This is a genomic window from Neisseria benedictiae (assembly GCF_958267435.1).
Classification (GTDB): domain Bacteria; phylum Pseudomonadota; class Gammaproteobacteria; order Burkholderiales; family Neisseriaceae; genus Neisseria; species Neisseria bergeri.
Map to the genome: position 1 here is coordinate 156,286 of NZ_CATQFV010000027.1, position 24,798 is coordinate 181,083.

A 24,798-nucleotide genomic window follows, 5' to 3' on the forward strand; every position below is an offset into this window, starting at 1 on the left:
AGAGAATCGTTCTCTTTGAGCTAAGGCGAGGCAACGCTGTACTGGTTTTTGTTAATCCACTATATTAAAACCTCGGCACACACGCCGCAAACACCGGTACGCAAAAATGCCATCTGAAAGATGTTCAGACGGCATTTCTCAAGAAAAAGATTATTCGTCCGCCCTATATCCGTACACCGCAAAAAACACGATATACAGGTAACAGATAACGGAAACGACAAACGAAGACATCAGGGTGTAAGTATCCGCCGCCCAACCTTGAATCACCGGCACGACCGCACCGCCGACAATCGCGGTACACAGCACACCGGAAGCCGCGTTGGTGAATTTGCCCAATCCTTTGGTTGCCAAAGAGAAAATCGTCGGGAACATAATCGAGTTGAAAAAACCGATGGCAAGCAGCGACCACATCGCCACATCCGCATTGCCGCTGCCCGTCGCCATCGCAACGGCAAGCAGCACGACCGCAGCCGATGCGTTAAACGCCAGATAGCGGTTGGGCGCGAATTTCGCCATCACTGCCGAACCGAGGAAACGTCCGACCATCGCGCCGCCCCAATAGAACGACAGGTAATGCGCGGCAGAGGCGTGGTTCAGCCCTTTCAGATAACCCAATACGTTGACCATCAGCGAACCGATGGAGACTTCCGCACCGACATAGCAGAAAATGCCTGCCGCGCCGAACACGAGATGTTTGTACTGCCACACGCCGGTTTTGCCGTCGTGGTTGTGTTCGCTTTCTTCGGCGGCAATTTTTTGCGCGTCGGGCAGACGGATCAGTTTGACAAATACGGCAAGGATAATCAGCAGCCCCGCCAGCCCCAAATAGGGAATCTGTACGGAAGAAATCTGTTCCGCCTTGCTGACGGTTCGGGTTGCGTCCGCCAAAATCAGGAACGCGCCGATTTGCGGCGCAATGGTCGTACCCAAAGAGTTAAACGCCTGAACCAGCGTCAGCGTTGCCGATTCCTTGCCGGGTTTCGCCAGCAGGGTAACATAAGGATTACCGGCAACCTGAAGCAGCGTTACGCCGGAAGCCAAAATAAACAACGCGCCCAAAAATACCGCGTAAGAATGGCTGCCCGCAGCAGGATAAAACAACAGGCATCCGATCGCCGTCAGCAGAAAGCCGCCGATAACGCCGTTTTTATAACCGATTTTGCCCACCAGCGTACCCATGGGAATCGACATCACCGCATAGGCGGTAAAGAAACAGAATTGAATCAGCATCGCCTGAACGTAAGTCAGGTCGAAAATTTCTTTCAAATGAGGAATAAGGATGTCGTTCATGCAGGTAATAAAACCCATCATGAAGAACAGCGTGGTCAAGACGACCAACGGAGACGTATGGTTGTTTTGTGATTGCGCAGACATGATTTGCCTTTCATTTTATTGGAATACATTGCACAGTTCGGACGGCAAAAATTGATATTCTTCAAGGGCGGCGTGAATCATACTGACATTTCACAAATTTGCAAGCCGCCGGCATATCCTTGCCGGACAACATCCGCTATTATCCCGACAAGCATGCCGACGCTGTATTTTTTCAATCCTCATTTTGATTTACCACAAACCGTACATGACCGTCTTTTACGCCTACGCCGCCCTCGCTTTTTCCGCCTTCACTTCCGCCACCCTCCTGCCCGGCACATCGGAAGCCGCCTTTGCTCTATTCGTCCACCGCTTTTCCGAACATGCATACGGCGCATGGCTGTGCGCCGGCCTTGCCAACGGATTGGGCAGTATGGTTTCCTATTGGATGGGGCGTTTGCTGCCTTCCCGAAAAATGCCGTCTGAAAAAACAATCAGGATAATGAAGCGTTACGGCGTATGGCTGCTTGCGTTTGCCTGGCTGCCCGTCATCGGCGACGCACTGCCGCTTGCCGCTGGCTGGCTGCGGTTGAATCCGTGGACAAGCGGGCTGATGCTGGTTATCGGCAAAACGGCGCGTTACGCCTTCATTCTGTGGGGAATGCAATATTACGCCGCCTGAACCATACGTTATAATGCCGAACACACAAACCCACCGTATAAAAAAATGAACAGACACATCCGCCAAGAAATTTTCGAACGCTTCCGCGCCGCCAACCCCCATCCGACCACCGAGCTGAATTTCAACTCCCCTTTCGAGCTTTTAATTGCCGTTCTGCTTTCGGCGCAAGCAACCGACGTCGGCGTGAACAAGGCGACGGCGAAGCTGTTTCCAATTGCCGATACGCCGCAGGCGATGCTGAATTTGGGCTTGGACGGCGTGATGGAATACACAAAAACCATCGGGCTGTATAAAACCAAGTCCAAACACATCATGCAGACCTGCCGCATCCTGCTGGAAAAATACAACGGCGAAGTGCCGGAAGACCGCGAGGCTTTGGAATCCTTGCCGGGCGTGGGGCGCAAAACGGCAAACGTGGTATTGAACACGGCGTTCGGACACCCCGTTATGGCGGTCGATACGCATATCTTCCGCGTGTCCAACCGAACCAAAATCGCCCCCGGGAAAGATGTACGCGAAGTCGAAGACAAACTGATGCGCTTCATTCCTAAAGAATTTCTGATGGACGCGCACCACTGGCTGATTTTGCACGGACGCTACACCTGCAAGGCTTTAAAGCCGCAATGCCAAACCTGCATCATCAACGATTTGTGCGAATATCCCGCCAAAGCCTGACCGCCGCCGTCCTTCAAAATGAAACGCTTGAAAATTCGGACGGACGTTGTAGAATTTCATCCCATGCCGTCTGAAGCCGACAAAATGCGCTTCAGACGGCATTAAAGCCGGTACCGGCATCCGACAAAGGACAAAACGTGTTCAAAAAATACCAATACCTCGCTTTGGCAGCACTGTGTGCCGCCTCGCTGGCAGGCTGCGACAAGGCAGGCAGCTTTTTCGGTGCGGACAAAAAAGAAGCATCCTTCGTAGAACGCATCGAACACACCAAAGACGACGGCAGCGTCAGTATGCTGCTGCCCGACTTTGCCCAACTGGTTCAAAGCGAAGGCCCGGCAGTCGTCAATATTCAGGCAGCCCCCGCCCCGCGCACCCAAAACGGCAGCGGCAATGCCGAAAACGATTCCGACCCGATTGCCGACAGCGACCCGTTCTACGAATTTTTCAAACGCCTCGTCCCGAATATGCCCGAAATCCCCCAAGAAGAAGCAGACGACGGCGGATTGAACTTCGGTTCGGGCTTCATCATCAGCAAAGACGGCTACATCCTGACCAATACCCACGTCGTTGCCGGTATGGGCAGCATCAAAGTCCTGCTCAACGACAAGCGCGAATATACCGCCAAACTCATCGGCTCGGATGTCCAATCCGACGTGGCGCTTTTAAAAATCGACGCAACGGAAGAGCTGCCCGTCGTCAAAATCGGCAATCCCAAAGATTTGAAACCGGGAGAATGGGTCGCCGCCATCGGCGCGCCCTTCGGCTTCGACAACAGCGTTACCGCCGGCATCGTGTCCGCCAAAGGCAGAAGCCTGCCCAACGAAAGCTACACACCCTTCATTCAAACCGATGTCGCCATCAATCCGGGCAACTCCGGCGGCCCGCTGTTCAACTTAAAAGGACAGGTCGTCGGCATCAATTCGCAAATATACAGCCGCAGCGGCGGATTTATGGGCATTTCCTTCGCCATCCCGATTGACGTTGCCATGAATGTCGCCGAACAACTGAAAAACACCGGCAAAGTCCAACGCGGGCAACTGGGCGTGATTATTCAGGAAGTATCCTACGGTTTGGCACAGTCCTTCGGTCTGGATAAAGCCGGCGGCGCACTGATTGCCAAAGTCCTGCCCGGCAGCCCCGCAGAACGCTCCGGCCTGCAGGCAGGCGATATCGTCCTCAGCCTCGACGGCGGAGAAATACGTTCTTCCGGCGATCTTCCCGTTATGGTCGGCGCCATTACACCGGGAAAAGAAGTCAGCCTCGGCGTATGGCGCAAAGGCAAGGAAATCACCGTTACCGTCAAACTGGGCAATGCTTCCGAACAAACCGGTTCCTCGTCCGAGCCGGACAAAGTCCCTTATGCCGAACACCAATCCGGCACGTTCTCGGTCGAATCTGCCGGCATTACCCTCCAAACCGATACAGACGGCAGCGGCGGACGGCTGGTCGTCGTGCAGGTTTCGGGTGCGGCGCAACGCGCGGGCCTGCGGCGCGGCGACGAAATCCTCGCCGTCGGGCAAACCCCCGTCAATGACGAAGACGGTTTCCGCAATGCGCTGGACAGGGCGGGTAAAAACATCCCCCTTTTGGTTATGCGCCGGGGCGGCACTTTGTTCATTGCGCTGACCCTGCCGTAAACCGCATAATCCGCCCGAAATGTCCTTTAAATGGTAAAATGCCCGCCTGCACCCGCCGACGGGCATTTTAAAGAAATCAATCCTTTGATTTCAAATCAGTATTTGAAAATACAAAAAAATACTTCCGCCCGTTTTGCCGACCAACCCGAACCGTTGCGGACAAAAACCGCCATCCGGACACTTATACCTCGCACATTATGCAGCTCATTGATTATTCACACTCATTTCTCTCGGTTATCCCGCCTTTTTTGGCACTGGCCCTCGCCGTCGTTACCCGGCGTGTATTGCTGTCGTTAAGCATAGGCATTTTGGTCGGCACCGCCTTCCTGACGGGCGGCAACCCCGCAAACGGCCTGATTCATTTGAAAGATATGGCGGAAGGGTTGGTACGGGCAGACGGGGAATGGTCTCTCGGCAAGCTCAAAATACTGATTTTCCTGATACTTTTGGGCATCTTTACTTCACTGCTGACCCTTTCCGGCAGCAATCAGGCGTTTGCCGACTGGGCAAAACGGCACATTAAAAACCGGCGCGGCGCGAAAATGCTGACCGCCTGCCTCGTGTTCGTAACCTTTATCGACGACTATTTCCACAGCCTCGCCGTCGGTGCGATTGCCCGCCCCGTTACCGACAAGTTTAAAGTTTCCCGCGCCAAACTCGCCTACATCCTCGACTCCACTGCCGCGCCGATGTGCGTGCTGATGCCCGTTTCAAGCTGGGGCGCGTCGATTATCGCCACGCTTGCCGGATTGCTCGTTACCTACAAAATCACCGGATACACGCCGATGGGAACGTTTGTCGCCATGAGCCTGATGAACTATTACGCGCTGTTTGCCCTGATTATGGTATTCGTCGTCTCCTGGTTCTCCTTCGACATCGGCTCGATGGAACGCTTCGAGCAGGCCGCCTTGAACGAAACCCATAATGAAACAGCCGTTTCAGACGGCATCGAGGGCAGGGTTTACGCGTTGATTATTCCCGTTTTGACCTTAATCGCCTCAACGGTTTCCGCCATGATCTACACCGGCGCGCAGGCAAGCGAAACCTTCAGCATTTTGGGGGCATTTGAAAATACGGACGTGAACACTTCGCTGGTATTCGGCGGCACTTGCGGCGTGCTTGCCGTCGTCCTCTGCACGCTCGGCACGATTAAAACCGCCGACTATCCCAAAGCCGTTTGGCAGGGTGCGAAATCTATGTTCGGCGCAATCGCCATTTTAATCCTCGCTTGGCTCATCAGTACGGTTGTCGGCGAAATGCACACCGGCGACTACCTCTCCACGCTGGTTGCCGACAGCATCCGCCCCGGCTTTCTGCCCGTCATCCTCTTCCTGCTCGCCAGCGTGATGGCGTTTGCCACCGGCACAAGCTGGGGAACGTTCGGCATTATGCTGCCGATTGCCGCCGCCATGGCAGTCAAAGTCGAACCCGCGCTGATTATCCCGTGTATGTCCGCAGTGATGGCGGGGGCGGTATGCGGCGACCACTGCTCGCCCATCTCCGACACGACCATCCTGTCGTCCACCGGCGCACGCTGCAACCACATCGACCACGTTACCTCGCAACTGCCTTATGCCCTGACGGTTGCCGCCGCCGCCGCATCGGGCTACCTCGCATTGGGTCTGACAAAATCCGCGCTGTTGGGCTTTGGCACGACAGGCATTGTATTGGCGGTGCTGATTTTTCTGTTGAAAGACAAAAAACGCGCCAACGCCTGACCCCTTTCCCTGTTCAGACGGCCTATGCCGTCTGAAGCTTTTTGGAGCAAACCGCAATGACCGTCCCCCATATTCCGCGCGGCCCCTTAATGGCCGACATTGCCGCCTTCCGCCTGACCGGAGAAGAAAAACAACGCCTGCTCGACCCCGCAATCGGCGGCATCATCCTCTTCCGCCGCAACTTCCAAAACATCGAACAGCTCAAAGAACTTACCGCCGAAATCAAATCCCTCCGCACCCCCGAACTCATCATCGCCGTCGATCACGAAGGCGGCAGGGTGCAACGGTTTATCGAAGGCTTTACCCGCCTGCCCGCAATGAACGTTTTAGGGCAAATTTGGGACAAAGACGGCGCGTCCGCCGCCGAAACCGCCGCCGGACAAGTCGGCCGGGTTTTGGCAACCGAGCTTTCCGCCTGCGGCATCGACTTGTCCTTCACTCCTGTCTTGGATTTGGACTGGGGAAACTGCCCCGTCATCGGCAACCGCAGTTTCCACCGCAACCCCGAAGCCGTAACCCGCCTTGCCCTCGCCCTTCAAAAAGGTTTGGCAAAAGGCGGTATGAAATCCTGCGGCAAACATTTTCCCGGACACGGCTTTGTCGAAGGGGACAGCCATTTGGTGCTGCCCGAAGACGGGCGCAGCCTCGACGAACTCGAAGCCGCCGACCTCATCCCTTTCCGCATTATGAGCCGCGAAGGTATGGCGGCGGTTATGCCCGCCCACGTCGTTTATCCGCAAGTGGACACAAAACCCGCCGGGTTTTCCGAAATCTGGCTCAAACAAATTTTGCGCCGCGACATCGGATTCAAAGGCGTGATTTTCTCGGACGATTTGACTATGGAGGGCGCGTGCGGGGCCGGCGGCATCAAAGAACGCGCCCGGCTGTCGTTTGAAGCGGGCTGCGACATCATATTGGTTTGCAACCGTCCCGACCTTGTGGACGAACTGCGCGAAGATTTCCGCATTCCCGACAATCCCGCTTTGGCGCAACGTTGGCAATATATGGCCAACACGCTCGGCAGTGCCGCCGCGCAAGCCGTGATGCAGACGGCGGATTTCCAAGCGGCACAAGCCTTGACCTCCCGTTTGACTTCGCCGCAAGACACGGCGGGCGGCGTGAAAGTCGGAGAGGCCTTTTAAATCGGCTGCGTTTCAACAATCTGCCGATTTCAACCGTTTGTCAGGGAAAGGCAATGATTTTTTTCGGTCAGGTAGAAAGTTATCTTATTGAATTACTTGGAGATAAGGATGCTTATCAACACTGTATTCAAACACAGCCCTTTAAATCCACCCGACACGCGGCAAAAAGGCAAAACGGTATAGGCACGCCATATTTTTTGCGCTATAATCACGCCTTACTTAATTCGGAATGTAGCGCAGCCCGGTAGCGCACTTCGTTCGGGACGAAGGGGTCGGAGGTTCGAATCCTCTCATTCCGACCATATTCAAACCGCCTCGGCATGGATTGCCGGGGCGGTTTTTCCTTTTGGCGGCAACAGAAAAATGCCGTCTGAAACAGAATGCTGTTTCAGACGGCATTTCGTTTTCCCTAACCCTGCCATTTGCGCGCACTGACAAAGAGTATCGGCAAGGTTCAAAAGACCATCGGAATTTAGGAAGCCGGGCTTGTACCCAACGGCGGCATCTTATTCAGTAAGGTTCCAAACCAATTAGGCAGCGGAAATGTCGGCAATTTCACGCGGAAGCGGTACACTTCCCGTATGTCAAACATCGGCAAAACGGTAAGCCGACCCTTTGAGTTACACTACTTAAACTACTCTATTCCCGCCCATTTGTGCGTCTGCACGCTCAACTGCCAATGCACCGGCGCGTCGGGACGGCTGTTCAGAATACCGATTTGGCGGATAGTGTCGTAAATGTTCATTGCGCCGTTTTGTTCGCAGGGCGAAAGGTAGTAATGATGTGCGCGGATTTTGCGTTCCATATTTTCGCAGAACCCGACGACATCGCCGTCGGCAACAATCCGCACTTCGTCGGCTGTTTCGATACAGCTTTTTTCGTATTTGGCGGCATAGCAGGCTTTGGGGCTGGTGGCGACATAGTCGATTTGCGGCGGCGCGGGATTGAGTCCGTTGGTTTCGATACAGAGGAAATAGCCTTCCGCCTTGAGCGCGTTCAAGAGGGTGTCGAGATGCGGCTGGATGGTCGGCTCGCCGCCGGTGATGATGATGTTGCGGGCGGCGTAGGTTTTCAGACGGTCTAAAATGTCGGACAGGCTCATCATGCCGAATGTCAAATAATCGGTATCACACCAGCCGCAGGCAAGGTTGCATTTGCCCAAGCGGACGAAAACGGCAGGCATGCCCGTGTTCCAGCCCTCGCCTTGCAGGCTTTCAAAGATTTCAACGATGCGGTATTGCGGATTTTCGGGGGCAACATTGATTTTTTTCATACCGCCAATACCGCCGCCGCTGCCAAAAATGCGGGCAAACCTTGTTTGACGAGTATGCCTTTGTTGCCTGTGGTAAACGCGCCCCATGCGGCGGCAATCAATACGAAACCGAGAAACAGAATCGTCGCGCCGTAAACGGCGTTGTCCAGCACGGCAAACCGCGCCCACACCAGCCCAATGCCGAGAAAGCCGTTATACAGCCCTTGGTTGCCAAACAGGGTCTGCACACGCTTTTGTTCCATAAATTCGTAAGGCAGCTTGAACGTTTCCGCCGCTTTTTCGCTGGGAATCTGTGTCATTTCAAGCCAGGCGATGTAGAAATGTTCGGCGGCGACGAGGAGAACGAGAATGGTGGAGAGGAGTTTCATGGGTGTTCCTTTTAATGGGTACGTTTGAGATGGAATGCCGTTTGAAAAGACGGGGAATCCGTGCAGGAGAAAAAACCGTTTTACGGTATATTGGTAGATCTTATCTGCTCTGGCTCTCAGGCTTCGTTCGCCGGGTGTGAATCCGTCCAAACGGTCTAGGGCATTATTCTCCACCGCATTCTGCCCCAGCACACCCCCTACCTGTGCACTGATCAGCATGAAAAAAGTGTAAACAATGCAATTTTTCCAATAAATAATCAATACAGAAATTTACTTGCATCTATTATATTCACTTTGCAACCATGTTAAATCACTGTATTTTATTTTATTAATTTTATCAAAAACTATTTGGTGCTTATTTATTTGAGCATTTTCTATACTATCAGTTAGTTTGTTAATACGTAATAGCTTTAACTTTTTATTTGTATAGCAGAAATCATGCACAATACCTCCATCAATATATGAAAAATAAATAAAGTTACCCTCTTCTATATAGTTATTAATAAAGAAATAAATAATGGAATTCTGATTTTTATCTATTAAGAAATAGTTAAATGGTATGCCAGAATTATAACTGTATGACTTCTCAAAAATAAATCGTTTTGTTGATAATTCCTTCTCATTTGGATAAAAAATGAAAATCCAAAATAAAGTCATAACTACCCATAAAATTATTTTTTTAATTAACAATATTAACTCTCCCTTTGAAATCTATCTTGAATTTTGTACCACTAGTGGATTAACAAAAATCAGGACAAGGCGACGAAGCCGCAGACAGTACAAATAGTACGGAACCGATTCACTTGATGCTTCAGCACCTTAGAGAATCGTTCTCTTTGAGCTAAGGCGAGGCAACGCTGTACTGGTTTAAATTTAATCCACTATAAAGCAGATTCAAATAAGGACGCCCCACATCGTCATTCCCGCGCAGGCGGGAATCCAGAGATTTGGAATTGCTGCAATTTTTAAATATTCCTGATAAATCAAGGTCTGGATTCCCGCCTGCGCGGGAATGACGGCTTAGTGCAAGTTTCATTCAAATTCACTATATCGATACGTTCAAACTATCCCCTACTCCCCTTCATACTCCGCACACGATGTCGACGTTTCCCACAATTTCACGCTGTACACGTTCAGCCCTGCGTTTTTCAAACGGTCGTACATTTCGACCGCCATATTTTCGGCAGTGGTGCGGCAGGGCAGGCGCAGGGTTTTCATGTTCCAGCCTTCCAAGAGTGCGGCGATTTGAGATTCGCGCCCGTTGCCGCCGTCGTAGATGAAGGCGTGGTCGAAGGGGTCGGTAATGTGTTGTTTGACAATGGCTTTCAAGTCGGTAAAGTCCATCACCATACCGTCTTTCGCGCCGCCTTTGATAATGCCGTCTGAAACGGTGATTTCGAGTTTGTAGGTATGCCCGTGCAGGTTTTGGCATTTGCCGTCATGCCCGTCGAGCATATGCGAAGAGTCGAAGGTGAAGATTTTGGTGATTTTCATGGGTTCTCAAATGGGCAAATAACCTTGAAAGCCGATTTCGGCAGGCTTGCCGTGCGGATTCGGGGTCAGGCGGATATGGAAATTGCCGATGCGGTCAAGTCGGAGCAGGTTGTCCACGTCTTTTAAGTTGTCTTTATGTTGCTGAACATGGTCGGTCAACAGGGTTTGCAGGGCTTTTTGTTTGGCTTCGGCAGGCGTGGCGGCGGCGAACAGTCCGAAAGCGTGCGCTTCTGCAAGCTGACCCGCGCGATAACCGCCGACATTGACAAAATACAGGTGCTGGGCGTGTTCAGACGGCATTGCGGTATGTTCTCCCGCCTCCCGTACGCAGACATCGTAACCATCCGCCCATTCGACAATCTGCCAGCCGTCGATGTGGATTTTGTCCGCATCGCCGAACCATGCGGCTTTAAGCGCGGGGATGGCTTCGCGATAATCGTCGCACACGGCAAATTGGATGTCGTGCACTTCGATATTGGAGCGGCCTGCGTTACCGCCGAGATAGAACATATAAAGTTTGGGCATGATAAGGCTTGTATCGGATAATGGTTGTATTTTCAGACGGCCTTTTTACTTTCCAAATATTCCGCCAATCCACGCTCGCGCAATACGCAGCTCGGGCATTCGTGGCAGCCGCCGACGATGCCGTTATAGCAGGTGTGGGTTTGCTCGCGGATATAGTCCAGCGCGCCCATTTCGTCCGCCAACGCCCAAGTTTGCGCTTTGGTCAGGTACATCAGCGGCGTGTGGATTTGGAAATCATAGTCCATCGCCAGATTAAGGGTAACATTCATCGATTTGACAAACACATCGCGGCAGTCGGGATAGCCGGAAAAGTCGGTTTCGCACACGCCCGCGATAATGTGCCGTATCCCCTGCCCTTTGGCGTAAATCGCGGCGTAGAGCAGGAAAAGCGCATTGCGGCCGTCTACAAAAGTATTTGGAACGCCGTTTTCGGCAGTTTCGATGGCGGCGGCTTCGTCCATCAGGGCATTGTGCGTAATCTGCCGCATCAGGCTCAAGTCGAGTACGGTTTGTTTGACGCCCAAATCCTGCGCAATCCAGCGGGCGCGTTCCAGCTCGACGGCGTGGCGTTGCCCGTATTGGAAGGTGATGGCTTGGACGTTTTCGCGCCCGTAGGTTTGAACCGCCTGAATCAGGCAGGTAGTGGAATCTTGGCCGCCCGAAAAGATGACCAAGGCTTGTTGGTTTGACATACTGAATCCTAGTTTTGGTAACGCGGGAGGTTTTCGAACCGCGAATGCGGAAAGGCAAAGATGCGGATTATACAGGCAAACGCTTTCAGACGGCATCATTTCTCATGCCGTCTGAAAGGAGGCTGTTTAGGCCAACTTGACGGCAAGCTCCGCAAGCCGTCTGCCTTGTGCGAAGGCGATGTCGTTTTCTTCTGCGGTCAGGACGGGTTTGCCGTCATGTCCGGCAACGTGGGACGCGCCGTAAGGGGTACCGCCGCTTCGGGTATTGCCGAGGGCGGATTCGGTGTAGGGGATGCCGCTGATAATCATGCCATGGTGCAGAAGGGGGAGCATCATGGTAAGCAGCGTGGTTTCTTGTCCGCCGTGCAGGGAGGCGGTGCTGGTGAAGACGGTGGCGGGTTTGCCGGCGAGTTCCGCGCCGAGCCACAGGGGGATGGTGCCGTCGATGAAGTATTTCATGGCGGCCGCCATGTTGCCGAAGCGGGTGGGGCTGCCTAGGGCGAGGGCGGCGCAGGTTTTGAGGTCTTCGGCGGTGGCATAGGGCGCACCGCTGTCGGGGATGTCTTCTTCGACGGCTTCGCAGACGGTAGAGACTTTGGGGACGGTGCGCAATACGGCTTCGCAGCCTGCGACGCTTTCGATGCCGCGTGCGATTTGGCGGGCAAGGTTGAGGGTGCTGCCGTTTTGAGAGTAGTAGAGGACGAGGATTTTGAGGGAATTTGGGTTCATGGGCGGATTCCGTTAAAATAGTTTGGCGTTCAGACGGCATAACGGTTGTCCAGATGCCGTCTGAAACAGTTTGAAAACATGAAATCTGGTAAGAGATTATGACCTTTTTACAACGTTGGCAAGGTTTGGCGGACAATAAAATCTGTGCATTTGCATGGTTCGTCGTCCGCCGTTTCAGTGAAGAGCGCGTACCGCAGGCAGCGGCAAGCATGACGTTTACGACGCTGCTGGCACTCGTCCCCGTACTGACCGTAATGGTCGCGGTCGCTTCGATTTTCCCCGTATTTGACCGCTGGTCGGATTCGTTCGTCTCCTTCGTCAACCAAACCATTGTGCCGCAGGGCGCGGACATGGTGTTCGACTATATCAATGCGTTCCGCGAGCAGGCGAACCGGCTGACGGCAATCGGCAGCGTAATGCTGGTCGTTACCTCGCTGATGCTGATTCGGACGATAGACAATACGTTCAACCGCATCTGGCGGGTCAATTCCCAGCGTCCGTGGATGATGCAGTTTCTCGTCTATTGGGCTTTACTGACGTTCGGGCCGCTGTCTTTGGGCGTGGGCATTTCCTTTATGGTCGGGTCGGTACAGGATGCCGCGCTTGCCTCAGGTGCGCCGCAGTGGTCGGGCGCGTTGCGGACGGCGGCGACGCTGACCTTCATGACGCTTTTGCTGTGGGGGCTGTACCGCTTCGTGCCAAACCGCTTCGTTCCCGCGCGGCAGGCGTTTGTCGGGGCTTTGGCAACAGCGTTCTGTCTGGAAACCGCGCGTTCCCTCTTCACTTGGTATATGGGCAATTTCGACGGCTACCGCTCGATTTACGGCGCGTTTGCCGCCGTGCCGTTTTTCCTGCTTTGGTTAAACCTGCTGTGGACGCTGGTCTTAGGTGGCGCAGTGCTGACTTCGTCGCTGTCTTATTGGCAGGGCGAGGCCTTCCGCAGGGGGTTCGACTCGCGCGGACGGTTTGACGACGTATTGAAAATTCTGCTGCTTCTGGATGCGGCGCAAAAAGAAGGCAAAGCCTTGCCTGTTCAGGAGTTCAGACGGCATATCAATATGGGCTACGACGAGTTGGGCGAGCTTCTGGAAAAGCTGGCGCGGTACGGCTATATCTATTCCGGCAGACAGGGCTGGGTTTTGAAAACGGGGGCGGATTCGATTGAGTTGAGCGAACTCTTCAAACTCTTCGTGTACCGCCCCGCCGCCCAAAACAAAGACAAAGCCAACCAAACCGTCGATACCGTCATGCAGCCCTGTCTGCAGACGCTCAACATGACGCTGGCGGAGTTTGACGCGCAGACCAAACAAACCGTTTCCCCCGATTCCCCCACAACATCCGGAGGATAAGCCATGTTGTGCAAAACCTTCCTCATCCTTTCCGCAACCCTCGCCTTCGCGCACGCATACGCCGATGCGCCCGACGGCATTTTCGTCGTCAATTTCCAATCCCCGAGCGGCAACATCGTCTGCGGAGGCGACACCGAACCGCCGGAAGGCGAAGAACCGTGGCACGGCGTATCCTGCTTCATCCGCGAAACCGACAATACCAAACCCGCCATGCCGAAACCCAAAGGATGCGGATTCGACTGGGGCAATGTGTTCAACATCGACAACAAAGGGAAAGCCTACATGAGCTGTTACAGCGACTACCCGTACAGCCCCGAACCGCCCGTCCTCGCCTACGGACACACCGCCAAAGGAAAAGGCTGGCAGTGCGGCAGCCTTGAAAACGGCGTACTCTGCACCAATTCGGGCGGACACGGCTTCCTGCTCAACCGCAAATGGCAGCGTATGTTTTAAAACAGAATGCCGTCTGAACCGCAGTTTTGCAGCGTTCGGACGGCATACCCGCCAACCACACAAAGGAAAAACCATGAGCAAAAAAATCAAAGCCGGCATTGTCGGCGCGACGGGCTACACGGGCGTGGAACTGCTGCGCCTGCTTGCCGCCCATCCCGATGTCGAAGTTGCCGCCGTAACCAGCCGCAGCGAAGCGGGAACCGCAGTTGCCGATTACTTTCCAAGTCTGCGCGGCGTGTACGGCCTCGCCTTCCAAACGCCCGACGAGGCAGGTTTGGAACAATGCGACATCGTCTTCTTCGCCACGCCCAACGGCATCGCCATGAAAGACGCGCCGCGCCTGATTGAACAGGGCGTGCGCGTCATCGACCTCTCCGCCGACTTCCGCATACGCGACATTCCGACCTGGGAACACTGGTACGGCATGACCCACGCCGCCCCCGGCCTCATTCCCCAAGCCGTGTACGGATTGAGCGAACTCAACCGCGAAGCCGTCGCACAGGCACGCCTCGTCGCCAACCCCGGCTGCTACCCGACCTGCGTTTCCCTGCCGCTCGTGCCGCTGTTGCGGCAATGCCGTCTGAAGCCCGGTATGCCGCTGATTGCCGACTGCAAATCCGGCGTGTCCGGCGCGGGCAGGAAAGGCAATGTCGGTTCGCTGTTGTGCGAAGCCGGCGACAACTTCAAAGCCTACGGCATAGCCGGACACCGCCACCTGCCCGAAATCAGGCAGACCATCGCCGGGCTTCAGGACGGCATCGCCGAAGGATTCGTGTTCACGCCGCACCTCGCGCCGATGATACGCGGTATGCACGCCACCGTTTACCTCCACCTTTCAGACGGCAGCGACCCCGAAACCGTCCTGCGCGACTATTATCGCGACAGCCTGTTCGTGGACATCCTGCCTGCCGGTTCGACACCCGAAACCCGCAGCGTGCGCGGCGCAAACCTCTGCCGCATCAGCATCCAACAGGCGGCGCAATCCGATGTGTGGGTCGTCCTTTCCGTCATCGACAACCTCGTCAAAGGCGCGGCGGGTCAGGCGGTGCAAAATATGAACATTATGTTCGGACTGGAGGAAACACACGGCTTGGGCGGCATCCCCCTGCTCCCCTGAAGCGCAAACGGCAAACCGCAGGCATCGTGCCTGCGGTTTTTGATGCCGTCTGAAAGCGACGGTTTTTTTGGGTTCGGACGGCTTTCGGCTCATCATTCCGCGAAAACAACAATCTGAAATCCCGTCATTCCCGCAAAAGCGGGAATCTATAGTGGATTAAATTTAAACCAGTACAGCGTTGCCTCGCCTTGCCGTACTATCTGTACTGTCTGCGGCTTCGTCGCCTTGTCCTGATTTAAATTTAATCCACTATAGTTTATCCGGTTTCAGCGATTTCCGACACATTTCCACACGCTTCGATTCCGTCATTTCTCCGGTTTCAATCATTTCCGATAACACCGTGGTTTTTCATTTCTAGATTCCCGCCTGCGCGGGAATGATAGCGGAGGGCTTGCCGTTTTCCCGATAAGTCTCTGCGGCTTCCCATTGCCGGATTTCCGCCCACTTGGGAATAACGGGATTTAAAATCATGAAAATGTATCAAAAATAATATAGTGGATTAACAAAAACCGGTACGGCGTTACCTCGCCTTAGCTCAAAGAGAACGATTCTCTAAGGTGCTGAAGCACCAAGTGAATCGGTTCCGTACTATTTGTACTGTCTTCGGCTTCGTCGCCTTGTCCTGATTTTTGTTAATCCACTATAAAAAATCAGATTTCCGTTACACTTTTTTCTAATATTTCAGACGGCATTTTGCTCACACGCCCAAATATCCTTCCCTGCCGGAAAGCCACCGCGCCAGATGCGCTTCGACGATTTCGGGGTTTTGCTCAATCAGCAAAGGGGCGGTTTCGCGCGCCTGTTCCAAAAGGTGTAAGTCTTCTTCAAGCTTGGCGAAACGCAGCATAGGCACGCCGCTTTGGCGCGCGCCGAGAAATTCGCCGGGGCCGCGGATATTGAGGTCTTGGCGGGCGATTTCGAATCCGTCGGTGTGTTCGTAGATGACTTTCAGCCGCGCTTTGGCGAGTTCGCCCAAGGGTTCGGCAAACAGGAGGACGCACACGCTTTCTGCCGCGCCGCGCCCGACCCGTCCGCGTAATTGGTGCAGCTGCGCCAAGCCCATGCGCTCGGCGTGTTCGATGACCATCAGGGCGGCGTTGGGCACATCTACGCCGACTTCGATAACGGTGGTGGCGACCAAGACATTCAGCTCCCCCGAAGAAAACCGCGCCATCACTTCGACCTTTTCGGCGGCCTTCATGCGCCCGTGTACCAGTCCGATATTGAGTTCGGGCAATGCCGTCTGAAGCCGGGCGAGGGTTTCGGCGGCGGTTTGCAATTGCAGGGTTTCGCTTTCTTCAATCAATGGGCAGACCCAATATGCCTGCTGCCCTTTGCGGCAGATGTTGAGGACGAAGCCTTCGACTTCGGCGCGGCGGACGTTGTTGACGAGGCGCGTTTTAATCGGGGTGCGCCCGGGCGGCAATTCGTCGATGACGGACACGTCCAAGTCGGCGAAAAAACTCATCGCAAGCGTGCGCGGGATGGGCGTGGCGGACATCATCAGCTGATGGACTTCGCGCCCTTTGTTTTTAAGGGCAAGACGTTGGGCGACGCCGAAGCGGTGCTGTTCGTCCACAATGGTCAAACCCAAATTGTGAAACGCCACGCCGTCTGAAAACAGGGCATGCGTGCCGACGGCGATTTTGACGCTGCCGTCGGCGAGTTTGGCTTTGGCTTCGTCTTTGGCTTTTTTACGCAAACTGCCAAAAAGGCGGACAACTTCAATGCCCAAAGGTTCGAGCCATTGTTTAAATTTAATAAAATGTTGTTCGGCAAGGATTTCAGTGGGCGCCATTACAGCCACCTGCGCACCGGATTCGATGGCGGTCAGCGCGGACAAGGCGGCGACGATGGTTTTGCCGCTGCCGACATCGCCTTGCAGCAGACGGTGCATGGGGTGGGTTTGCGCCATATCGCGGCAGATTTCGGACACGGCTTTTTCTTGTGCATCGGTCAGGGCAAACGGCAAGGCGTGGCGCAGGGCTTGAGTCAGCGTACCGTCGCCGCCCAATGCCGCCGCCGTGCCGCTGATACGCTTCTGCCGCGCCAGCCGCATGGACAACTGTTGCGCCAAAAGTTCGTCGAATTTGAGCCTTTGCCATGCAGGCAGCGTGCCGTCTGAAAGCTGATGAATCGTGAAACTCGGCGGCGGCGAATGCAAAAGGCGCAGGCTTTCGGCAAGGTGCGGCAGCTTCAGACGGCCTAATAAAGCATCAGGCAGCGTGTCGTGCAGCGGCGTAACGTCCAACGCCGTCTGAATGATGCGGCGCAAAGTGGGCTGGTTCAAACCGTTTACGGTCGGGTAAACCGGCGTGAGGCTTTCCGCCAAACCACTGCTCTCGGCATCGCGGATTTTGGGATGAATCATCTCGTCGCCGTAAAAGCCGTGTTTGATTTCGCCCACGGCGCGGATGCGTTTGCCGACCGCCGTCTGCTTCTGATGGCCGGCGTAAAAGTGGATGAAGCGCAGGAAAAGGACGCTGCCGGAGCCGTCGGCGATTTGGACAATCAGCTGCTTGCGCGGTTTGAACGTTACTTCCTGATGGATAACCTCGCCCTCGACCTGGCACGGCACGCCGATCGGCGCGTCCTTAATCGGCATAATGTGCGTCTCGTCCTCGTAACGCAGCGGCAGGTGCAAAACCAAATCCCACGCGGTATGGAGGTTGAGTTTGTCGAGCTTCTTGGCGGAAACATCGGTGATTTTGAGCTGTTTCTGGGTTTCGGGCGACATCATAGGCGGATTCCTTTGGACGCGCCTATTTTATCCGAAAACAAAAATGCCGTCTGAAACGGATTCAGACGGCATCGGCAGGCAGGAATCAAGCCCCGGCGGCTTCGGCTTCCTGCTGTTGTTGGTAAATCGCCTCAAAATTAATCGGCGCAAGCAGGACGGGCGGGAAGCCGGCGCGCGTTACCGTACCGGAAACCGCTTCGCGCGCGTAAGGGAAGAGGATGTTCGGACACGCCACGCCGAGCAGCAGGTCGGCATCTTCTTCGGGGATGTTTTCCAGACGGAAAATACCGCTTTGGGTTACTTCGTTCAAAAACATCGTGCGCTCGTTATCCAATTTGGCGGTAACGGTAACGGTAACGTCCACGTTGTAGTAACCGTCTTCCAGCTTTTGGCTGCCGGTGGAAACGCGCATATCCACTTCGGGCTCGCCCTGTTCCAAAAAGATTTGCGGCGCGTGCGGCACTTCCAAAGACAAGTCTTTGACATACAGTCGCTCGATGCTGAATACGGGTTGCAGTTCTTCGCTCATTGTGTTTTCCTAGTTGGGGGTTAAGGGTTCAGCAGTCCGTCCAAACCGCCTTCCTGCTGGAGGCGGTAGAGGTCGGTAAATCCGCCGACGTGCGTTTCGCCGATGAAAATCTGCGGCACGCTGCGCTGTCCCGAAAGCTGCTGCATTTCGGCAAAGGCTTCGGGGCTTGCATCGACACGGATTTCGTCGATATGTCCGACACCTGCCGCGTGCAGCAGCCTTTTCGCCATCGTGCAGTAGGGGCAAAACGGACCTGTGTACATGGTAACGGTCTGCATATTGGGTTTCCGAAAGTTTTGCAATGATAATCAATATAGGGGCAATCGCTCCGTTTGGCAAGTGCGGAACAGATGCACATTCAGACGGCATGTGCGGAGTGTGTCAAAGTTTCTTTTTTAAAGTATGATAGGCATTGTGAAAAATATTTTTGCACCCGCTCTGCGCGGCGGAACGGGTGCAAAAATATTTTTATTACATTTTCAGGAAAAACCATGTTGTCAGGACTCCCCATCCCCAAAGACATCGCGCGCCCACCCGAAACGATATTGGTCAACATCACGCCGCAGGAAACGCGTGTGGCGGTGTTGGAGGAAAACAATATCTGCGAGCTGCACATCGAGCGCAACAGCGGGCACAGCCTGGTCGGCAATATCTATTTGGGCGTGGTGCGCCGCGTATTGCCCGGAATGCAGAGCGCGTTCATCGACATTGGTTTGGAACGCGCGGCGTTTTTACACATCGTCGATGTCCTCGAGCAACGCCGCAACCCCGACGAAACCCAGCGCATCGAGCATATGTTGTTTGAAGGACAGTCGGTTTTGGTGCAGGTCATCAAAGACCCCATCAACACCAAAGGCGCGCGGCTTTCCACCCAAATCTCGCTGGCGGGGCGTTTCCTCGTCCACCTTCCGCAGGAAGACCACATCGGCGTATCCCAGCGCATCGAGGACGATGCCGAACGCAGCAGCCTGCGCGAACGCCTCAACAAGCTCCTGCCGGAAAACGCCTGCCGGGGCTACATCATCCGCACCAACGCCGAAAACGCCACCGACGAACAGCTCCAGTCCGACATCGACTACCTGACCAAAGTGTGGGAACACATCCAAGAACAGGCAAAAATCCAACCGCCCGAAACCCTGCTTTATCAGGATTTGCCTTTAAGCCTGCGCGTGTTGCGCGATATGGTCGGCTGCGACACGCAGAAAATCCTCGTCGATTCCACCGTAAACCACGGACGGATGACGCGTTTTGCCGAACAATACGTCCACGGCGCATTGGGCAGGATAGAATTGTTCAAGGGCGAACGCCCGCTGTTTGAAACCCACAACGTCGAACAGGAAATCAGCCGCGCCCTGCAACCGCGCGTCAACCTCAACTTCGGCAGCTACCTGATTATCGAGTCCACCGAAGCGATGACCACGATAGATGTAAATACCGGCGGCTTTGTCGGCGCGCGCAATTTCGATGAAACGATTTTCCGCACCAACCTCGAAGCCTGCCACACCATCGCCCGCGAATTAAGGCTGCGCAACCTCGGCGGCATCATCATCATCGACTTCATCGATATGGCGCAGGAAAGCCACCGCGAAGCCGTATTGCAAGAGCTTGCCAAAGCCCTCGCCTTCGACCGCACGCGCATCACCCTGCACGGCTTTACCCATTTGGGGCTGGTCGAGCTGACGCGCAAACGCTCGCGCGAAAACTTAAACCAAGTCCTCTGTGAACCCTGCCCTTCCTGCCAAGGCAGAGGCCGTCTGAAAACGCCGCAAACCGTGTGCTACGAAATCCAGCGCGAAATCGTCCGCGAAGCGCGCCGTTACGATGCCGAAAGTTTCCGCATCCTCGCCGCCCCCAACGTCATCGATTTGTTTTTGGACGAAGAATCGCAATCCTTGGCAATGCTGATAGATTTCATCGGCAAACCGATTTCTCTGGCAGTCGAAACCGCTTACACACAGGAACAATACGACATCGTATTGATGTAGGAAATGCCGTCTGAAACCTGTTTTCAGACGGCATCTGTCTATTTCAGGGTTTCCTTGTCCAACAAGGCGCGTATCAGCAGACCGTGTCCGAACCTGCGGCTGTCGGTCAGTTCCAAATATCCGCCGTATTTTTTGGCTAGCGTGTCGGCAATCGACAGCCCCAGCCCCGTCCCCTGCTGCTCCGTTCCCAAAATACGGTAAAACGGATCAAGGACGCGGGCGCGTTCGGATTCGGGAATGCCTTTCCCGTTATCTTCCACCCACACGGCGAGATATTTCCCTTCATCCGTGAAACCCAAATCTATCCTGCCTTCGGGCGGCGTGTAACGTACCGCGTTGTCGGCAAAGGTTTTAATCAGCGTATAGATTTCCGTTTCGTCGGCAGACACTTCGACATCGCCTCCGACCGCCACGCCGATGTCCTGACGTTTTTCCAAAGCCAGCGGCATCAGTTCCTGCAACACTTGGCGGAAACGGCTTTGCAAACCGAATGTCGTTTTCGTCAGAGGGGTTTCGTCCGACTGCGAACGCGCCAATGCCAAAAGCTGTTCGAGCAGGTGTTTGTTGCGCCGTATGCTTTGCTGCAAAACGGCGGACTGCCGCGCCGCTTCTGGCGGGAGCGGCATATTGTTGAGCCGTTCCGCCTGAAGGGAAAGGGCGGTCATCGGCGTGCGCAACTCGTGCGCCGCATCGGCGACAAACCGCTGACGGTGGCGGATGTCTTCATCCGCACGTTTCAAAAGCAGGTTGATGGCGGTTACGAAACCTCTGATTTCACTGGGAATATTGTCCACACTCAAAGCAGACAGGTCATTGATTCGGCGTTTTTCGAGACTTTGCGACAATTTGCGGACGGGGCGCATGGCTTTGTGCGTAATCCACACGGTCAGCAAAATCATCAGCGGCAATGCCGCCGACAGGGGCAGCACGCTTTGCCACGCCGCTGCCGCCGCCAAATCTTCCCGGTATTCGCTTTCCTGCATCACGGCAATCCGCCCCCGCTCCGTCGTGCGGATATAGACGCGGTAATAATCGTCATCATCGTCCGCACGCAAAGTATGCAGCCCGTCTTTCAAATGCGGCGGCAGACTGACAATCGGCTTCTGATTCGGCATCTGCACCAAAATACGCGTATCGCCGTCCCCCTCCGGCGAAGCATCGGAACGGTAATCGGGACCGACATACAATGCCGTCTGACGCAGCAGGCCGTCCTGAAGCTCCTCCGCCTCGTGAAAAGTATAGTAATAAGAAAAAATGCCGGCAGCCATTGCCAGCGGAAAAAACATCAAAACCAGCGCGACACTGATTCTGACCTGAAGCGACTGCTTCAACATCACAATCAAACGTTCCAACATCGGCAACGCCCCCCTTCCCCGACAGCATCCCTTAAACAGCCGACGGCACAAGCCAGCCGACACCGCGCACATTTTGTATGCTTTCCTTACCCAGTTTCTTACGCAGCGCGTGAATCAGAAAATCCACCGCATTGCTTTCGACTTCCTCGCCCCAACCGTAAATCTTATCTTCCAAATCCGAACGCGACAAAATCACGCCCGGCCTCGCCAGCAAAGCCTGCAATACCGAAAACTCCTTATTGCTCAACGCGACCTGCCGCCCTTCGGCAACAATTTCCGCCTGATACGTTGCCGGATTCAGCGAAATCACGCCGTTGGACAGGCAAACCTGTCCCTGAGACCGCTCCCGCGCCGCAACACCGCCCTCATCCGTGCCTGAAGCTCCGCCATATCGAACGGCTTGACGATATAGTCGTCCGCACCGCCGTCCAAACCATTCAGCCGGCTGTACAAATCATCCCGCGCCGTAACGATCAGCACGGGGACGGTACAGCCTGCCGCGCGTATTTCCGACAAAACATCCAAACCATCGCGCCCCGGCAAACCCAAATCCAGCAGCATCAGGTCATAAGGCTGGGCAGCGGCCGCCGCTGCAACCTGCGCGCCGTTTTTGACCCAATCCACCGCATAACCGCCGTCTTTCAAATTTGCCGACACCGCTTCCGCAATCATCGCATCATCTTCAACCAGCAAAACACGCATCAACTTTCCCTTTCAGACAAACCGCGGCTATTCTAACACTTGAACATTAGCTGCAATTTAGCGGCAACAAAAAACCGCAGAACAGAAATTCTGCGGTTTTTGACCGTTTTCAACCTATTTTGCGTGTTTCTCCACCAGAGAGACAAACTGATTAATATATGACTGAACAAAATCCCTTGCCGAGTCGATCAATTTGCCTTTTTCATCAAACAGCGTCGGCGAATTGCCCAAAAACACCTCAGGCTGTCCTGTCAGCGGCATATCGAAATAAGACAGGGCAAGACGCAGGTTTTTTTGGGAACTGTAGCCCCCCATCTTGCCGACGGAATGGCTGATGATGCCGGCCGGTTTGTTTTTCCACGCCACGTCGGCATTCGGTTTCGAGCCGATGTCCACCGCATTTTTCAAACAGGCGGGAACGGTGCGGTTGTTTTCGGACGTAACGAACAAAATGCCGTCTGAAGCCTTAATCGTTTCGCGGAAAGCCGTGTAGCTTTCGGGCAGCGGCACATCTTCCACCGCAGGGTCGTCATAATCGAAATTGTAAAGCGGCAGATGTCCGATTTCGACGATTTCCGCCTGCCAGCCTTCGGGGAACATCTCCGCCGCATTCAATGCCACTTTGCGCGCAAACGAAGCACGGCGCAGGCTGCCCACCAAAATACTGATTTTCTTAGCCACAATCATTCCTCCTGAATATTAAGTTTGTACGTCTCAATCATTTCATAATGATAACGATTATTATATATGTGATTTCCCCTGCAAACAAGCCGGACCGCCGCCCCAGCGTTCCCACTTATCCGGCTTTGCCTTATAATTGCTTTTTTTATGTAACAGATTCACCTATGAATTTCCCCAAAACAGCGGCCTCCCTGCTGCTGCTTCTCGCCTCCCTCGCCGCACACGCGCTCGATACCGGCCGCATTCCGCAAAACGAAATCGCCGTATATGTCCAAGAACTCGGCAGCGGCAGGGTCGTCATCGACCACCGTGCGGATGTCCCCGTCAATCCCGCTTCCACGATGAAACTCGTTACCGCGTTTGCCGCCTTCAAAACCTTCGGCAGCAATTACCGCTGGGCGACTGAGTTTAAAAGCAACGGCAAAGTGAGTAACGGCACGCTGGATGGCGATTTGTATTGGGCAGGCAGCGGCGACCCCGTTTTCAATCAGGAAAACCTGCTTGATGTTCAAAAACAGTTGCGCAACAAAGGCATACGCAATATCACGGGACACCTGATACTCGACCACAAGCTGTGGGGCGAAGTCGGCAGTCCCGACCATTTTGAAGCCGACGGAGGCTCACCGTTTATGACGCCCCCAAATCCGACTATGCTGTCTGCCGGTATGGTTATGGTGCGCACCGAACGCAATGCCGCCGGCAGTACCGACATCCTTACCGATCCGCCTTTGCCGCATATTTTCGCCCAAAACAACTTGAAAATTACCGCCTCCCAAGCTGCCTGCCCTTCGGTCAAAAAACTGATGCGTGCATCTTTTTCGGACAATACGCTGAAATTGCGCGGCAATATTCCCGAAAGCTGTTTGGGCAAGCCTGTCGGTGTCCGGATGTTCGCGCTTGACGAACTGATCCGGCAAAGTTTTACCAACCACTGGCTGCTGGGCGGCGGACGGATTTCAGACGGCATCGGCATAGCCGACACGCCGGAAGGCGCGCAGACGCTTGCCGTTGCACACTCAAAGCCGATGAAGGAAATTTTGACGGACATGAACAAGCGTTCGGACAATCTGATTGCGCGTTCCGTCTTCCTCAAACTCGGCGGCAACGGCAAACTACCCGCCGTTTCCGAACAGGCAGCGTCTGCCGTCCGGCGCGAACTTGCCGTGTCGGGCATCGATGTTGCGGATTTGGTTTTGGAAAACGGTTCGGGTCTGTCCAGAAAAGAAAGGGTAACGGCGAGAATGATGGCGCAAATGTTGGAAACGGCTTATTTCAGCCCGTTTGCACAAGATTTCATCGACACGCTGCCCATCGCCGGCACAGACGGGACTTTACGCAACCGCTTCAAACAAAGCGGCGGTCTGTTGCGTTTAAAAACCGGCACGCTCAACAATGTCCGCGCCCTTGCAGGTTATTGGCTGGGCGACAAACCGATGGTGGTGGTCGTCATCATCAACAGCGGCCGCGCCGTTTCCCTGCTGCCCGACTTGGACAACTTCGTTGCCAACAACATCATCTCCGGCGGCGATGGCTGGCTGGATGCGAAACTGATGTGCAAAGAACGCCAAGCCTGAACGGACAAAATATAGTGAATTAACAGGTTACCGCATTGCCGTACAGTTCGCAGTTTCACCGCCTTGT

23 protein-coding genes, 1 tRNA gene and 2 pseudogenes are annotated in these 24,798 nt (G+C 54.4%); 11 read left to right on the forward strand and 15 right to left on the reverse strand.

The window, feature by feature from the left end; all coding sequences use genetic code 11:
• Positions 1 to 150: 150 nt before the first annotated feature.
• On the reverse strand, positions 151 to 1,374 hold the full coding sequence (locus Q3O12_RS02955; RefSeq protein WP_301669241.1) for a sugar MFS transporter: 1,224 nt from the start codon (positions 1,372 to 1,374) through the stop codon (positions 151 to 153).
• Between the two features lie 205 nt (positions 1,375 to 1,579).
• Here Q3O12_RS02955 and Q3O12_RS02960 point away from each other — a divergent pair, with 205 nt between their 5' ends.
• The 6 genes from Q3O12_RS02960 (at position 1,580) to Q3O12_RS02985 (ending at position 7,467) form a co-directional block, all read left to right on the forward strand.
• Positions 1,580 to 1,993 (forward strand): YqaA family protein, encoded by a 414-nt coding sequence (locus tag Q3O12_RS02960; protein ID WP_301669242.1) that lies wholly within the window; start codon positions 1,580 to 1,582, stop codon positions 1,991 to 1,993.
• 45 nt (positions 1,994 to 2,038) lie between these two features.
• A complete protein-coding gene (gene nth, locus Q3O12_RS02965; protein WP_301669243.1) occupies positions 2,039 to 2,668 on the forward strand; it encodes an endonuclease III in 630 nt (209 codons plus the stop codon).
• 137 nt (positions 2,669 to 2,805) lie between these two features.
• Positions 2,806 to 4,305 carry a DegQ family serine endoprotease gene (locus tag Q3O12_RS02970; protein ID WP_301669245.1) on the forward strand — a complete coding sequence of 500 codons (1,500 nt, stop codon included), beginning with the start codon at positions 2,806 to 2,808 and terminating at the stop codon, positions 4,303 to 4,305.
• Positions 4,306 to 4,502: 197 nt separating this feature from the next.
• Positions 4,503 to 6,023: a Na+/H+ antiporter NhaC family protein gene (locus Q3O12_RS02975; protein WP_301669246.1), complete on the forward strand. Its 1,521-nt coding sequence runs from the start codon at positions 4,503 to 4,505 to the stop codon at positions 6,021 to 6,023.
• 56 nt (positions 6,024 to 6,079) lie between these two features.
• On the forward strand, positions 6,080 to 7,165 hold the full coding sequence (nagZ, locus tag Q3O12_RS02980; protein WP_301669247.1) for a beta-N-acetylhexosaminidase: 1,086 nt from the start codon (positions 6,080 to 6,082) through the stop codon (positions 7,163 to 7,165).
• Between the two features lie 225 nt (positions 7,166 to 7,390).
• Positions 7,391 to 7,467: transfer RNA gene (locus Q3O12_RS02985), tRNA-Pro, on the forward strand.
• A gap of 332 nt (positions 7,468 to 7,799) precedes the next feature.
• Here the strand turns inward: Q3O12_RS02985 and Q3O12_RS02990 are convergent.
• The 7 genes from Q3O12_RS02990 to wrbA all read right to left on the reverse strand — a co-directional run bounded on the left by Q3O12_RS02990 (position 7,800) and on the right by wrbA (position 12,246).
• On the reverse strand, positions 7,800 to 8,438 hold the full coding sequence (locus Q3O12_RS02990) for a 7-carboxy-7-deazaguanine synthase QueE (protein ID WP_301669248.1): 639 nt from the start codon (positions 8,436 to 8,438) through the stop codon (positions 7,800 to 7,802).
• Positions 8,435 to 8,806, reverse strand: coding sequence for a DUF1304 domain-containing protein (locus Q3O12_RS02995; RefSeq protein WP_301669249.1), 372 nt, complete (start codon positions 8,804 to 8,806; stop codon positions 8,435 to 8,437). Before Q3O12_RS02995 ends, Q3O12_RS02990 begins: the two co-directional genes overlap by 4 nt.
• 270 nt (positions 8,807 to 9,076) lie before the next feature.
• A complete protein-coding gene (locus Q3O12_RS03000) occupies positions 9,077 to 9,496 on the reverse strand; it encodes a hypothetical protein (protein ID WP_042508533.1) in 420 nt (139 codons plus the stop codon).
• A 381-nt stretch (positions 9,497 to 9,877) separates the two neighbouring features.
• On the reverse strand, positions 9,878 to 10,300 hold the full coding sequence (gene queD / locus Q3O12_RS03005) for a 6-carboxytetrahydropterin synthase QueD (RefSeq protein WP_301669250.1): 423 nt from the start codon (positions 10,298 to 10,300) through the stop codon (positions 9,878 to 9,880).
• Between the two features lie 6 nt (positions 10,301 to 10,306).
• Positions 10,307 to 10,825, reverse strand: a complete 519-nt coding sequence (locus tag Q3O12_RS03010) for a DUF1543 domain-containing protein (protein WP_301669251.1) — start codon at positions 10,823 to 10,825, stop codon at positions 10,307 to 10,309.
• A gap of 32 nt (positions 10,826 to 10,857) precedes the next feature.
• On the reverse strand, positions 10,858 to 11,517 hold the full coding sequence (queC, locus tag Q3O12_RS03015) for a 7-cyano-7-deazaguanine synthase QueC (protein ID WP_301669252.1): 660 nt from the start codon (positions 11,515 to 11,517) through the stop codon (positions 10,858 to 10,860).
• Positions 11,518 to 11,643: 126 nt separating this feature from the next.
• Positions 11,644 to 12,246, reverse strand: a complete 603-nt coding sequence (gene wrbA, locus Q3O12_RS03020; RefSeq protein WP_301669253.1) for an NAD(P)H:quinone oxidoreductase — start codon at positions 12,244 to 12,246, stop codon at positions 11,644 to 11,646.
• Positions 12,247 to 12,344: 98 nt separating this feature from the next.
• Here wrbA and Q3O12_RS03025 point away from each other — a divergent pair, with 98 nt between their 5' ends.
• From Q3O12_RS03025 to argC, 3 genes are all read left to right on the forward strand, one after another.
• Complete coding sequence (locus tag Q3O12_RS03025; protein ID WP_301669254.1) at positions 12,345 to 13,595, forward strand: YihY family inner membrane protein; 1,251 nt, start codon at positions 12,345 to 12,347, stop codon at positions 13,593 to 13,595.
• A 3-nt stretch (positions 13,596 to 13,598) separates the two neighbouring features.
• The gene (locus Q3O12_RS03030; protein WP_301669256.1) at positions 13,599 to 14,048 is read left to right on the forward strand and encodes a DUF6636 domain-containing protein; all 450 of its coding nucleotides are present in this window, start codon (positions 13,599 to 13,601) and stop codon (positions 14,046 to 14,048) included.
• Between the two features lie 73 nt (positions 14,049 to 14,121).
• Complete coding sequence (gene argC, locus Q3O12_RS03035) at positions 14,122 to 15,165, forward strand: N-acetyl-gamma-glutamyl-phosphate reductase (protein ID WP_301669257.1); 1,044 nt, start codon at positions 14,122 to 14,124, stop codon at positions 15,163 to 15,165.
• Positions 15,166 to 15,314: 149 nt separating this feature from the next.
• Here argC and Q3O12_RS03040 read toward each other — a convergent pair.
• The 4 genes and pseudogenes from Q3O12_RS03040 to grxC form a co-directional block, all read right to left on the reverse strand.
• Positions 15,315 to 15,431: pseudogene (locus Q3O12_RS03040) on the reverse strand (IS5/IS1182 family transposase); the annotation flags it as partial.
• 431 nt (positions 15,432 to 15,862) lie between these two features.
• The gene (gene recG / locus Q3O12_RS03045; protein WP_301669258.1) at positions 15,863 to 17,905 is read right to left on the reverse strand and encodes an ATP-dependent DNA helicase RecG; all 2,043 of its coding nucleotides are present in this window, start codon (positions 17,903 to 17,905) and stop codon (positions 15,863 to 15,865) included.
• A gap of 85 nt (positions 17,906 to 17,990) precedes the next feature.
• Positions 17,991 to 18,434, reverse strand: coding sequence for a protein-export chaperone SecB (gene secB / locus Q3O12_RS03050; protein WP_002226664.1), 444 nt, complete (start codon positions 18,432 to 18,434; stop codon positions 17,991 to 17,993).
• A 20-nt stretch (positions 18,435 to 18,454) separates the two neighbouring features.
• Positions 18,455 to 18,712 (reverse strand): glutaredoxin 3, encoded by a 258-nt coding sequence (gene grxC, locus Q3O12_RS03055; RefSeq protein WP_002214462.1) that lies wholly within the window; start codon positions 18,710 to 18,712, stop codon positions 18,455 to 18,457.
• 213 nt (positions 18,713 to 18,925) lie between these two features.
• Between grxC and rng the strand changes: the two genes are divergently transcribed.
• Positions 18,926 to 20,419, forward strand: coding sequence for a ribonuclease G (gene rng / locus Q3O12_RS03060; RefSeq protein ID WP_301669260.1), 1,494 nt, complete (start codon positions 18,926 to 18,928; stop codon positions 20,417 to 20,419).
• Positions 20,420 to 20,457: 38 nt separating this feature from the next.
• Here rng and Q3O12_RS03065 read toward each other — a convergent pair whose 3' ends face one another.
• The 3 genes and pseudogenes from Q3O12_RS03065 to Q3O12_RS03075 all read right to left on the reverse strand — a co-directional run bounded on the left by Q3O12_RS03065 (position 20,458) and on the right by Q3O12_RS03075 (position 23,163).
• A complete protein-coding gene (locus Q3O12_RS03065; RefSeq protein WP_301669338.1) occupies positions 20,458 to 21,705 on the reverse strand; it encodes an ATP-binding protein in 1,248 nt (415 codons plus the stop codon).
• Positions 21,706 to 21,805: 100 nt separating this feature from the next.
• Positions 21,806 to 22,476 (reverse strand): annotated as a pseudogene (locus tag Q3O12_RS03070) (response regulator transcription factor).
• Positions 22,477 to 22,590: 114 nt separating this feature from the next.
• Positions 22,591 to 23,163 (reverse strand): NADPH-dependent FMN reductase, encoded by a 573-nt coding sequence (locus Q3O12_RS03075; protein ID WP_118997744.1) that lies wholly within the window; start codon positions 23,161 to 23,163, stop codon positions 22,591 to 22,593.
• A 158-nt stretch (positions 23,164 to 23,321) separates the two neighbouring features.
• On the opposite strand from Q3O12_RS03075, the gene dacB reads away from it, so the two are divergent.
• Positions 23,322 to 24,731, forward strand: coding sequence for a D-alanyl-D-alanine carboxypeptidase/D-alanyl-D-alanine endopeptidase (gene dacB / locus Q3O12_RS03080; protein WP_301669261.1), 1,410 nt, complete (start codon positions 23,322 to 23,324; stop codon positions 24,729 to 24,731).
• The last annotated feature ends 67 nt before the right edge of the window (positions 24,732 to 24,798 follow it).